Raw genomic sequence first — 12,972 nt, 5'->3', positions numbered from 1 at the left:
TCACTAATGCTCGGGGTTGAACTGGAAACCACCCGGATTTCGGCAGCGTCCACCATTGATTTCCCGAAGTTGGGCTTGCAAGTGCAAACACCAGATTTGCGGGTCATCGGCCAGCTGATAGCCGTGCAGAGTCAGGCTTTCAACGATGGTATCGAGTATCGACTCGGCCACGAAAGGACCATGAAACGGGCCTTGGGCCTTGATGGCGGAAGGTTGTTCACCGGCCATTCCGGCGGCAAACAACAAGGTCCACATACCGGTGTCCCCGGCAAGCGGACGAATACTGCATTCAATACGGGTAACCAGGCCCAGGCATTGGCGGGTGAGGCAGAGGTTGCGCGGCATGGCGGCGACCCTCGGTAAATCGGGTATTCAGCCTCCACGGGAAGGCTGTCTCGATCCAGTGATGACTGTCGATGTCCTTGTCCTGAGCATAGAAGAAAAGTCGAGTCAGCAAGTTGACGGAGCTTAGAAGGCGCCGAATGGTCGTTGTTGGTTTTTTGACGCCACCCGGGCGGTAAAAAGCGCTACCAAAATGACGACCCAGTACCATGCACAAACCCCGTGGCGAGGGAGCTTGCTCCCTCGCCACAATGGCTGTGTACAGCTTCGGGTGTCAGGCAGGCTTGGCCGCAGCCAATATTTCCTGCGCCTGCACATGTTCCTTCTCGGCCTCTTTCAAGTCATCTTCGCTGATCATTTCCGCGATCACCCGCAAACGCTCCACCACGCGCGCGTTGACGCTGCCCTCAGGGAACTGACCCTCTTCGTCCGGCTCGCCGGCGGCCTCGCCCACCAGCAGGCTCAGTGCCTCATCGGCCTGACGCACCGCATAGACATGGAACTGCCCGGCACGCACGGCCGCCAGCACCCGCTCATCGAGCATCAACGTGGCAACGTTGGCCTGAGGAATGATCGCGCCCTGCTCGCCGGTCAAGCCACGCGCTTCGCAAAGACGGAAGAAGCCTTCGATCTTCTCGTTGACCCCGCCCACCGCCTGCACTTCACCGAACTGGTTGATCGAACCGGTAATCGCGAAGCACTGCTTGAGCGGGGTTTTCGACAATGCCGAAATCAACGTGCAGGCCTCGCCCAGCGATGCACTGTCACCATCGACGTAACCGTAGGATTGTTCCAGCGCGATACTGGCCGAAATCGCCAACGGGAATTCCTGGGCGTAACGGCTGCCCAGATACCCGGTGAGGATCATCACACCCTTGGAGTGGATCGGCTGCCCGAGGTTGACCTCACGCTCGATGTCGACGATGCCGCTGCCACCGGGGTAAACCGTGGCAGAGATTCGCGCCGGTATGCCGAACGCCGAGTCGCCGACCTCCAGCACCGTCAGCCCGTTGCACTTGCCGACCGCCGCTCCAGCGGTGTCGATCAGGATGATCCCGGCCAGCATGTCATCGAGAATCCGTGCCGACACACGCCCGGTGCGGGTGGCCTTGGCCTTGAGCGCACGTTCGATGTGCCCGGCATCAGTCATCTCGTCACCGGCCAGATCGCGAATGAAGTCCGCCTCGCTGACCAACTGGAACAGATCGCCAATGCGCGCCGACAAACGGCCCTGATGCTCGGCCAGCCGCGCACTGTAGGTCGCCAGACGCGCCACCGCATCGGCGGTCAGCGGGGCCATGCCTTCTTCCGAGGTCCGGGTCTTGAGCAACTGGGCGAACTGCTCGAGGCTCTCATCGACCATCGGGATGTCTTCATCGAAGTCCACGAGTACCCGGAACATCTCCTGGAAATCCGGATCGAGGTCTTGCAGCGTGTAATACAGCTGGCGTGCGCCAATGATGACGACTTTGACCTGCAGCGGAATATGTTGCGGCGTCAGGGTCACCGTGGCCAGTCGGCCCAGCTCGCCCAGCGGCGATTCCATTTTCAGTTTGCGTGACTGCAAGGCCCGCTTCAGCGCATCCCAGACAAAGGGTTCGCTGAGCATTTTTTCGGCTTCCAGAATCAGGAAGCCGCCGTTGGCCCGGTGCAGCGCGCCCGGACGCAACTGCCGATAAGTGGTGTAGAGCGCGCCCTGATCAGTGCTGTACTCGATACGGCCGAACAGGTTGTCGTAAGTCGGGTGCGGTTCGAACACCACAGGGGCACCGCCACTGTGCGGATGACCGACCACCAGGCTCGGGCCATATTGTTCTTCGAGCAACTTACGGGCGACCGCGTCGGTCTTGCTGTCATCGACCAGTTGCTCGACCACCGTCTTGAGCAGATACACCTGCATCGCTTGCAGGTAACCGCACACCGCCGCGTTTTCTGCGTACTTTTCCGACAGCGGCGAAAGCAATGGCTGCAAGGCCAGCGTGATGGTTTCTTCGTTGAGCTGGCGCAGCTGATTGCTCGACTCGCGCTTCCACTGCGGCAAGCTGGCCAACTCTTCGTTCAGCCGTTCTTCCAGTCCGGAAATGTCGTCGTGGAAGCGCTCGCGAACGGCCTCCGGCAACTGGGCGAATTCCGCTTCGTCCAGCGCCTTGCCTTCGCTCATCGGGGTGAAAGCGATGTTGGTGCTGTCACGGTACAGCGCGACTTCTTTCTCCAGCGCCAGGCGCTCGATCACGTCCAGTGCACGGTCGTAGCGCTGATTGAAGGCGCGGTCGATGGCACTCTTCTTTTGCTGGTAGGACGGGTGCTCGAAGACTGCTGGAAACGTCGCCAGCAGGTTGTCGATCAGGCCGTTGATGTCGGTGATGAACGCACCGGCCGTCCCCGATGGCAACTCCAGTGCGCGAGGTTCGCGCGGCTCATCGAAATTGTTGACGTAGACCCAGTCCGCCGGGGTCTGCAGGCGTTTGCCTTCGGCTTTCAGGTAGCGTTTGACGAAAGAGAACCGGCCGGTACCGGGCTCACCCATGACAAACACGTTGTAACCGGGGCGTGGCATGGCCACACCAAACTGCAAGGCTTCAACCGCACGTTCCTGGCCGAGCACGCCGCGAAAAGGCTCCAGCTCATTGGTGGTAGAGAAGCTGAACTGTTCAGCGGAAAACGGACGGGTCAGCGCTTCAGGCGCTAGACGCAAGCTGGCAGCAACAGGATCGGGCATCGGGCTTCCTTACATCAGGCGGGGCAATTAAAGGCATTCTGGCGCTGCCCGTGCCCGACTGGCAAGGCGCGCCTTGGGTAAAAGCATAGTCAAGCGCCAAACCCTGGACGGGCCAGGGCTAAATCAATGGTTACTGGGAATGTTTGGCAAAAAATCACGGAACCCCCGGATCGTGCCTAGACTCCAAACTGCGCGGCTGGACCAATCACCAGCCAAATGGCGTCGGAGCGGCGCCAGAACCCCTGTCCATTGGTACGCAAACAAAAGAGAACACAGCTATGAAACGGATTCTTCTTGGTACTCTCTTCACCGTTGCATCCCTCAACGCCATGGCCCAGGCGCCAGGCGGCCCGGATTGCGGTTGGGGCAACATGCTGTTCGAAGGTCAGCGTGGCACCCCGGCACACTTCCTGGCATCCACCACCAACGGCACTTCTGGCAACGCCACTTTCGGCATGACATCCGGCACCAACGGTTGCGCAACCAACGCCGCGCTGACCTATGGCGGCAAATCCTGGATCGCCATGAACGGCATGATGAACGAACTGTCCGAAGACATGGCCAAGGGCTCCGGCGAAGCGCTGACCACTTATGCAGTGGTACTGGGCGTCGCACCGCAAGACCGTGCGTATTTCGCCACCGTCACCCACGAGCACTTCCAGCAGATTTTCAGCAAGGCTGATGTGACTGCTGAAGACGTGCACACCAATACCCTGGCGGTACTCAAAGGCGATGCTCGTCTGGCCAAATATGCCACCCCGGCTTAAGCTCGGCCTCACCCGCCCCTCACCCGGGCGGGTTTTGTTTTTTGAACCCGACCTGCTTTGGGGTTTTTTAATTAAGTAGCCCACCATGCTCAAACGCCTTGCCTGTCTGGCGCTGTTTGCCTGCGCCCCGCTGTCCGCCGCGCCTCTGATCGACAACCAACGTTTGCAGCAACTGGCCAACGACCGGTTCTGGATTTCCCTGGGCCACTACGAAAGCGCAAAACTCGGCGGCTGGCGCAGCTATGTCAGCGACAAGAAGTTCTTCCTGGCAGCCAAGGGTGCCGAACATCCCGACGCAGAGCTGGCGGCCACCGTACAAGCGCTCTATGCCCCGGCCAGTAAAGGCCAGCAGCACGCGCAATGTATTTACCCGGCGCGTACCCGCTGGTTGAAAGCCCAACTGAACCTGAACGATTTGCCGACGGTGGATTGCAGCGAGTTCAAACAATGGTTCAAGGACGTATCACCCCACAGCGCGGTGATGATTTTTCCGGCAGCCTATCTGAACAGCCCGTCATCGATGTTCGGTCATACCTTGTTGCGCATCGATCAGGCTGACGTGCAAACCGACCACACGGCCCTGCTCAGTTACGCGATCAATTTCGGTGCCTATATCGAAGGTTCGGACAACAGCATTCTGTATGCCTGGAAAGGCCTGATGGGCGGCTATCCGGGGTTGTTCGCGCTGGTGCCCTACCAGGAAAAACTCTCGGAATACCGCAGCCTGGAAAACCGCGATCTGTGGGAGTACCGGTTGAACCTGACGCAGGCAGAAACCGAGCGCATGGTCGAGCACGTCTGGGAGCTCAAGCAGATTCAGTTCGATTATTTCTTCTTCGATGAAAACTGCTCCTACCGCTTGCTGGAGTTGCTGCAAGTCGCAAGACCGAGCCTCAGGCTCACCGAACAATTCCCGCTGACGGCGATTCCCACCGACACCATCAAAGCCGTGAAAGACGCCGGGCTGGTGGAAAAAATCGATTACCGCCCATCCCGCGAACGTGAGCTGTTGAGCCGCGCCAAACCGCTCTCAGGCGATGAGCAGCAATGGGTGTTGAAGGTCAGCGCCGACCAGAAACGCTTGCAGGAGCCGACCTTCAAGGCGCTGCCACGTGATCGTCAGGCATTGATTATCGACGCGGCCTACCGTCTTGAGCGCTACCGCGCCAACGGCCAGGAACGCGATCCACAGCGCGCGCAACGCAGCTTCGAGCTGCTGCGGGCGATCAATCAGAACCCGCCACCGGAGTTGTCCATCGAACGCCCGGGCTTGCCGGAAAACGGTCACGAATCGCGCACCTGGCAGGCCGGCATCGGCACCCGTGGCGACAAAACCTTTGGTGAATATGGCCTGCGCATGGCCTATCACGACCTCAACGACAACGCCGAAAGCTTTCCACTCGGTGCGCAGATTGAAATTCTCCAGATGAAGCTGCGCCAGTACGAAGGCAATCACTGGCAATTGCAGCAACTGGACCTGGCGACCATCCGCTCATTGACCCCGCGCAACGAGCTGCTGCAACCGTGGTCCTGGCAGGTGACCGGCGGCCTGGAGCGAGTACCGGGAAAGCACGACGATGAAACCCTGGTCAGCCATGTCAACGGCGGCGCCGGTGGCACCTGGCAACTGGGCGACGACGTACTGGGCTTCGCCCTTGGCACTGTGCGCATTGAGCACAACAGCGACTTTGCCGGTTTCATCGCGCCCGCCGCCGGCTTCAACAGCGGTGTTCTGTGGAAGAACCCGCTGGGCAATCTGAGCCTGGAAACCAAAGGTGATTACTTCACCAACGGTGAAGTGCGACGTAGCCTGAGTCTGAACCAGCAGTGGGAGCTGTCGCGTAACCTCGGCCTGCGCCTGAGCGCCCAACGGGAGTTCAGCCACATCGCGTCCCCCGAAAACGAGGTTATGCTGGAAGTGAAGTGGTATCACTATTGAACCCCGCGCCCTTGTAGGAGCACAGCTTGCTGGCGAAGGGATCACTGCCGTTCTACTGGCAGACCGAGGAGCCTGCATCGCCAGCAAGCTGTATTCCTACAAGGGGAGTGTGAATCCCCCGACGTTAAAGACTATGTTTATACAAGGAGCTCAAACTACATGGATGCCAACTGCCGCTCCCTCGAGGAAGTACGCGAAAACATTGACCGGCTGGATCGGCAAATTGTCAGCCTGTTGGCCGCGCGCGGCGCTTATGTGTCGCAGGCCGCTCGCTTCAAGAAAGACAGCGACGCGGTGAAAGCACCGCAGCGTGTTGAACAGGTCATCGCCAAAGTCCGGGCACTGGCTGAAGAGGTCGGTGCCAACCCGCAGGTCATCGAGCAGGTGTATCGAGCCATGATCGCCGCGTTCATCGAACAGGAACTGGCTGAACACGCTCACCTTGCAACCACGACGATGGATTGATCAGCACCCTTCCACGGGTGTAGCAAGGGGCTATCGCTCGCAGCAGGTCGTTTTCGGACAACCTTGGAAACCAGAAGCCTGCGACGATGGCCAAAACCCCATTCAGGGAGAACCGCCATGAGCCGCGCTTTCGTCAATGAAGATAACGCCACCCCACAAGCCGACCAGCCGGTAGAACGCCAGGTCAGCACGCAGCCCAACTACGTCACGCCCGAAGGCCTCGCCCTGCTGCAGGCCAAAGTCGCCGAGTTGCAAAACCAGCACGGCGAACAATCGGCCCGCGAGGAGGCTGACCCACAGTGGCTGGCCGATCTCGAGCGTGATCTGCGTTACTTCAAGCAACGCCTGCAAAGCGCTCAAGTGGTGACACCGGCCACTTCCACCAAGAAGGTTCAGATTGGCAGCTGGGTGACCTACGCCGATGAACGGGGCACCGAACGACGCGTGCAACTGGTTGGCGAAGACCAGGCCAATGCCGCCAAAGGCCTGATCAACTGGAGCTCACCGCTGGGACGGGCGCTGCTCGGTGCACAGTTGAATGACGAAGTGCTCTGGCAACGACCCGCCGGCGATCAGTTGATCGAAATCATCCGCATCGAACCGAACTGAACCGCGCCCGGAGCCAGAGAAAGCTCACGCAAAAAAAAAACGGAGCCCGAAGGCTCCGTTTTTCATGTAACCAGCCGATCAGGCCAGTTTCTTGTGACGCACCCGGTGTGGCTGGGAAGCGGCATCGCCAAGACGCTTTTTGCGGTCGGCTTCGTACTCGGTGTAGTTACCTTCGAAGAACACCGCTTGCGAGTCGTCTTCGTACGCCAGGATGTGAGTCGCGACGCGGTCAAGGAACCACCGATCGTGAGAGATCACAATGGCGGCGCCCGGGAAGTCCAGCAGGGCTTCTTCCAGCGAACGCAGGGTTTCAACGTCGAGGTCGTTGGACGGTTCGTCGAGCAGCAGGACGTTGCCGCCCTCTTTCAGGGTCAGGGCCAGGTGCAAGCGACCACGCTCACCACCGGACAGGTCCTTGACGAACTTCTGCTGATCGCCGCCCTTGAAGTTGAAGCGACCCACGTAGGTGCGCGACGGGATCTCGTAGTTGCCGATGCGGATCTGGTCGGAACCGTCGGAGATCTGCTGGAACACAGTCTTGCTGCCGTCCAGGTCTTCACGGCTCTGGTCGACGCAGGCCAGTTGCACGGTTTCACCGACTTCGATGCTGCCCGAATCCGGTTGTTCCTTGCCCATCAGCATGCGGAACAGCGTGGATTTACCCGCACCGTTACCACCGATCACGCCAACGATGGCGCCTTTAGGCATGGAGAACGACAGGTTGTCGATCAACACGCGATCGCCATAGCCCTTGGTAACGTTCTTGAATTCGATGACCTTGTCGCCCAGGCGAGGACCGGCCGGGATATAGATCTCGTTGGTTTCGCTACGCTTCTGGAATTCCTGCGATTGCATTTCTTCGAAGCGTTGCAGACGCGCCTTGGATTTCGACTGACGGGCCTTGGCGCCTTTGCGCACCCACTCCAGCTCTTCCTTCATGGCCTTTTCATGGGCCGACTGCTGCTTGGATTCGGCGGCCAGACGGTCGGACTTGGCTTCAAGCCAGCCCGAATAGTTGCCCTCGTAAGGAATACCGGCGCCGCGGTCAAGTTCCAGAATCCAGCCGGCAACGTTGTCCAGGAAGTAACGGTCGTGCGTGATCGCAACCACGGTACCCGGGAAGTCGTGGAGGAAATGCTCCAGCCAGGCCACGGAGTCGGCGTCCAGGTGGTTGGTTGGCTCGTCGAGCAGCAGCATGTCCGGGGCGGACAGCAGCAGGCGGCACAGGGCCACACGACGCTTTTCACCACCGGACAGGTGTTCGATCTTCGCATCCCAGGCCGGCAGACGCAGCGCGTCGGCGGCGACTTCCAGCTGGCGATCCAGGTTGTGACCGTCGCCCGCCTGCAGGATGGCTTCGAGCTTGGCCTGTTCGGCGGCCAGCTTGTCGAAGTCGGCATCCGGGTCGGCGTATTCGGCGTAGACCTGATCCAGACGCGCTTGCGCGTCCTTGATCACGCTGACCGCTTCCTCGACCACGTCACGCACGGTCTTGGTCGGATCCAGCAGCGGCTCTTGCGGCAGGTAGCCGATGTTCAATTCCGGCATCGGACGGGCTTCGCCGTCGAACTCGGTGTCGACGCCGGCCATGATTTTCAACAGTGTGGATTTACCCGAGCCGTTGAGGCCGAGTACGCCGATCTTGGCGCCCGGGAAGAACGACAGCGAAATGTTTTTCAGGATTTCCCGCTTCGGCGGAACAACTTTGCCCAGCCGATGCATGGTGAAGACGTATTGAGCCATGGAGAACCTAGGGTCAGTGACTGATGAATATAAGCACGGGCGAAGCCCGGGCCAGGCCATACGCGCCGCCTGCGATTGATTGCTATCAATACGTGCGCGCGAAAAAAGCCTGAGTCTAAGAGCTGGAACGCTCCCGCGTAACCGGCAAAGCTACCTTAATGACGGAAGGCAGTCCAGCCGAGAGGGGCTGGCACTTTGCCACAACTCAAGGCATGCTAGCCGCCCTCCGGGCGTCCGGCTTATAGTGCACGTCGCGCCAATCCAGCCAAACCGCAGGATCACAGTTTGTCCAATGTCACTCCGCCTTCGTCCGTGAGCGCACTGAGTTCTGCGACCGGATCGCCCCTGCGCGGCACCTTGAAAGGCGCATTGGCGACGCTTGTCCTACTGTTGATCGGACTGCTGCTTTGGCAATTATTCGACCAACTGAGCGAAACCCAGAACAGCCAGCGCCAGTACACCATTGACTACACCGCCGATCTGGCCGCGCAAGTCAGCCTGAACATGACGCTCAACGCCCAGATCGCACTGAATCTGCTACCGATCGTCGAAAAACCGCAGACCGTTGATCAGCAACAGGCGCTGCTGCGCAAACTGCAGCAATCGCTACCTGATTTACTCAGCCTCGCGCTGCTCAGCCCCTCGGGGAAAATCCTCAGTGACAGCGCCAGCGACAGCCAGGATGCCGGCTACCTGAGCGAGCTGGTCCGGCGCAGTCACGCGCAGGTGCATTACTTCAGCAACGCCAACGACGGCTCGGTGGTGAACCTGTTGCTGCACCAGGCCAGCGGCAGCACGCGCGACTACTGGGTCTTGCGCCTGCGGCCGACGTTTTTCTCTTCACTGACCAAGCAGAGTGACACAGGAATCCGTCCGCTGTGGGTGGTGGAAAACCGCATCAACCAACAGATCGTCAGCCGCGACGACGGATTACCCTCGAACAAACCGGGCACGGTAAACGCCAATGACCTGGCGAACAGCGTACTGGTCGTCCCCCTCAGTAACAGCGACTGGCAATTACGCGGGCTGTTTGACCGGCAACGAGTGTTCGAACAACTGCTGCCGGTGTTTATCGGCAAATGCCTGCTGGGTTTGGCCTTCTCGCTGCTACCACTCATCGCATTGTTGAATATGCGCCGACGCCAGCGTCAGGTGCACGACGGACGTCGGCGCTATCGGGACATTTTCGACGGCACCGGTGTTGCGCTCTGTGTACTGGATCTCTCCGGACTCAAAGCCTGCCTCGACAAGGCGCAACTGCACACCAGCGAGCAATTGCAGCGGTGGCTGGAGAACCCCGAACAACGCCGACAGTTGCTACAGGAGTTGCGCATCACCGAGGTCAACCAGGTCGCCTTGCACCTGCTCAACGTCCAGTCCAGCGAGCAAGCCTGGAAGCTGTTGATCGAAGGCGGGCCACTGGATGGCAACGCTATCGGCAACCAGTTACTCGATGCCGTGCTCAACCAGCAGAAACAGCTGGAACTGGAGATCAAGCTCAGGGACACCCAGGGCCGCGACCAGCATCTGTGGCTGGTATTGCATTTGCCGCAAGCACAGCACGACGCCAAAGCGGTGATCCTCAGCATCAGCGATATCACCAGCCGTAAAATTGTCGAGTTGTCGCTGCTGGAGCGTGAAGGTTTCTGGTCGGATGTCGTGCGTACCGTCCCTGATCATCTCTACGTACAGGACGTGATCAGCCAGCGGATGATTTTCAGTAACCACCACCTGGGCCAGACGCTGGGTTACAGCAAAACCGAACTGCACCAGATGGGCGAATACTTCTGGGAGATTCTGCTGCACCCCGAAGATGCCGATCACTACCACCGCTTGCGGCAGGAACAGCGCCAGGCCGGTTACACCCAACTGATGCAGTGCCAGTTGCGCTTCCGTCACCGCGACGGCAAATGGCGACGTTTCGAAATCCGCGAACAGGCGCTGGCGCGGGACAAACATGACCAGGTCACCCGCATCATTGGCGTGGCCAAAGACATTACCGATCAGATCGAAGCCAGCGAATCCTTGCGCGACAGCGAGCAGCGTTACCGGATGCTCGCTGAAAGCATCAGCGACGTGATTTTCTCCACCGACAGCAAACTCTCGCTCAATTACGTCAGCCCGTCAGTGAACGCCGTGCTCGGCTATGACGTTGACTGGATCTTCCAGAATGGCTGGCAATCAACCATCGCCAACCCGCAACAATTGACCGGCATCTACAGCCTGATGGACCGGGTCAGCAAAGCCCTGGATAAACCCGAGCAACTGGCGCAACTGCGCAGCCAGGTGCAAACCCAGCTGTTCCTGTTCGACTGCTTGCGCGCCGACGGGCGCAAGATCCCGATCGAACTGCGCCTGGTCCTGGTCTGGGATGAACATGGCGCGTTCGAAGGTGTGCTCGGGGTCGGTCGCGATATCAGCCAGCAGCGCCGCGCCGAGAAAGACCTGCGCATGGCGGCCACGGTTTTCGAGCACTCGACGTCGGCGATTCTGATCACCGACCCGGCCGGCTACATCGTGCAGGCCAACGAAGCCTTCAGCCGCGTCAGCGGTTACGAAGTGGCGCAGGTCCTGGACCAGTTGCCGAACATGCTGACCGTCGATGACCAACAGGAAGCCCACCTGCGCTATGTGCTCAAGCAATTGCACCAGCACAGCACCTGGGAAGGCGAAGTCTGGCTCAAGCGCCGCAACGGTGAACACTACCCGGCGTGGGTCGGCATTACGGCAGTACTCGATGACGAAGGCGACCTCGCCAGCTACGTGTGCTTTTTCAGTGACATCAGCGAGCGCAAGGCCAGCGAACAGCGGATTCACCGCCTCGCCTACTACGACGCCCTGACCCACCTGCCCAACCGCACCTTGTTCCAGGACCGGTTGCACACCGCGCTGCAATCGGCGGAGCGGCAGAAGTCGTGGGTCGTGCTGATGTTCCTCGATCTCGACCGTTTCAAGCCGATCAACGACTCCCTCGGCCACGCCGCCGGCGACCGCATGCTCAAGGAAATGGCGACCCGCCTGCTCGCTTGCGTCGACGATGACGACACGGTGGCGCGCATGGGCGGCGATGAGTTCACCTTGCTCCTGCAACCGCGTGCCAGCCGCGAGATCGCGCTGAACCGGGCGATTCATGTCGCCGAGCAAATCCTTGCCAGCCTGGTGAAACCGTTTGTCCTCGAAGGCCGCGAGTTCTTTGTCACCGCCAGTATCGGCATCGCCTTGAGTCCGCAGGACGGCAATGAACTGAGTCAGTTGATGAAGAACGCCGACACGGCGATGTACCACGCCAAGGAGCGCGGCAAGAACAACTTCCAGTTCTATCAGGCGGACATGAACGCCAGCGCCCTGGAGCGCCTGGAACTGGAAAGCGACCTGCGCCACGCCCTTGAGCAAAACGAATTCGTTCTGTACTACCAGCCGCAATTCAGCGGCGACGGTAAACGCCTGACCGGCGCCGAAGCCCTGCTGCGCTGGCGGCATCCACGTCGCGGACTGGTGCCACCGGGAGACTTCATTCCAGTGCTCGAAGAGCTTGGACTGGTGGTGGATGTCGGTGACTGGGTGATCAGCGAGGCCTGCCGTCAGCTCAAAACCTGGCACCAGGCCAAGGTCCGCGTCCCGAAAGTCTCGGTGAACATCTCTGCACGGCAATTCTCCGACGGCCAGCTTGGCACGCGCATCGCCACCATCCTCAAGGACACGGGCCTGCCACCAGCTTGCCTGGAGCTGGAGCTGACCGAAAGTATCCTGATGCGTGAAGTCAGCGAAGCCATGCAGATTCTCGCCGGGCTGAAAAACCTCGGCCTGAGCATCGCGGTCGACGACTTCGGCACCGGTTATTCATCGCTGAACTACTTGAAGCAGTTCCCGATCGACGTGCTGAAAATCGACCGGACCTTCGTCGACGGCCTGCCGTCCGGCGAACAGGACGCGCAGATTGCCCGGGCGATCATCGCCATGGCCCATAGCCTGAACCTGGCGGTGATCGCCGAAGGCGTGGAAACCCACGAACAGCTCGACTTCTTGCGTGAACACGGCTGCGACGAGGTGCAGGGTTATCTGTTTGGCCGCCCGATGCCGGCGGCGCGTTTCGAAGCGCAGTTCAGCAATGATGCGTTGTTCATGTTTGACTGAAATCCTTGTGGCGAGGGAGCTTGCTCCCGCCGGCCGGTCCGCGCTCGGGCGAAGCATTCGCAAAACCACAACCGTGCTGCACCTGACACACCACATTCACCCATTTTGGGATCGCTTCGCAATCCAGCGGGAGCAAGCTCCCTCGCCACAGGCGTTATTCGTCGCCCCAATGGCTCATGAACACCACTTGTCTGCGACATGATGTCCTTTCATATGCCAGACAAAACCCATTGGGTTAGAATGCTTTCCTTTTC

General features: G+C 59.8%; 8 protein-coding genes. 5 read left to right on the top strand and 3 right to left on the bottom strand.

The window, feature by feature from the left end; genetic code table 11:
* Positions 1-3: 3 nt before the first annotated feature.
* Both AC1RJ3_RS02240 and AC1RJ3_RS02235 read right to left on the bottom strand, forming a co-directional pair.
* Positions 4-345, bottom strand: coding sequence for a PA4575 family protein (locus AC1RJ3_RS02240; protein WP_019691608.1), 342 nt, complete (start codon positions 343-345; stop codon positions 4-6).
* 271 nt (positions 346-616) lie between these two features.
* Positions 617-3,061 carry a Lon protease family protein gene (locus tag AC1RJ3_RS02235; RefSeq protein WP_054595507.1) on the bottom strand — a complete coding sequence of 815 codons (2,445 nt, stop codon included), beginning with the start codon at positions 3,059-3,061 and terminating at the stop codon, positions 617-619.
* 278 nt (positions 3,062-3,339) lie between these two features.
* Here AC1RJ3_RS02235 and AC1RJ3_RS02230 point away from each other — a divergent pair, with 278 nt between their 5' ends.
* The 4 genes from AC1RJ3_RS02230 (at position 3,340) to AC1RJ3_RS02215 (ending at position 6,841) form a co-directional block, all read left to right on the top strand.
* The gene (locus tag AC1RJ3_RS02230; protein ID WP_054595506.1) at positions 3,340-3,828 is read left to right on the top strand and encodes a DUF3015 domain-containing protein; all 489 of its coding nucleotides are present in this window, start codon (positions 3,340-3,342) and stop codon (positions 3,826-3,828) included.
* Between the two features lie 85 nt (positions 3,829-3,913).
* Positions 3,914-5,767 carry an Lnb N-terminal periplasmic domain-containing protein gene (locus AC1RJ3_RS02225; RefSeq protein WP_493077242.1) on the top strand — a complete coding sequence of 618 codons (1,854 nt, stop codon included), beginning with the start codon at positions 3,914-3,916 and terminating at the stop codon, positions 5,765-5,767.
* Positions 5,768-5,926: 159 nt separating this feature from the next.
* Positions 5,927-6,232 (top strand): chorismate mutase, encoded by a 306-nt coding sequence (locus AC1RJ3_RS02220; protein WP_347928840.1) that lies wholly within the window; start codon positions 5,927-5,929, stop codon positions 6,230-6,232.
* Between the two features lie 117 nt (positions 6,233-6,349).
* On the top strand, positions 6,350-6,841 hold the full coding sequence (locus AC1RJ3_RS02215; protein WP_347928838.1) for a GreA/GreB family elongation factor: 492 nt from the start codon (positions 6,350-6,352) through the stop codon (positions 6,839-6,841).
* 78 nt (positions 6,842-6,919) lie between these two features.
* Here the strand turns inward: AC1RJ3_RS02215 and ettA are convergent, their stop codons facing one another.
* Positions 6,920-8,584, bottom strand: a complete 1,665-nt coding sequence (gene ettA, locus AC1RJ3_RS02210; protein WP_054595502.1) for an energy-dependent translational throttle protein EttA — start codon at positions 8,582-8,584, stop codon at positions 6,920-6,922.
* Between the two features lie 285 nt (positions 8,585-8,869).
* Here ettA and AC1RJ3_RS02205 point away from each other — a divergent pair, with 285 nt between their 5' ends.
* Positions 8,870-12,718: a sensor domain-containing protein gene (locus AC1RJ3_RS02205; protein ID WP_347928836.1), complete on the top strand. Its 3,849-nt coding sequence runs from the start codon at positions 8,870-8,872 to the stop codon at positions 12,716-12,718.
* The last annotated feature ends 254 nt before the right edge of the window (positions 12,719-12,972 follow it).

The organism is Pseudomonas sp. GW822-FHT04C11 (genome assembly GCF_058800905.1).
Note: the sequence above shows the minus strand (reverse complement) of the source record. Positions and strands in the feature narration are given on the sequence as shown.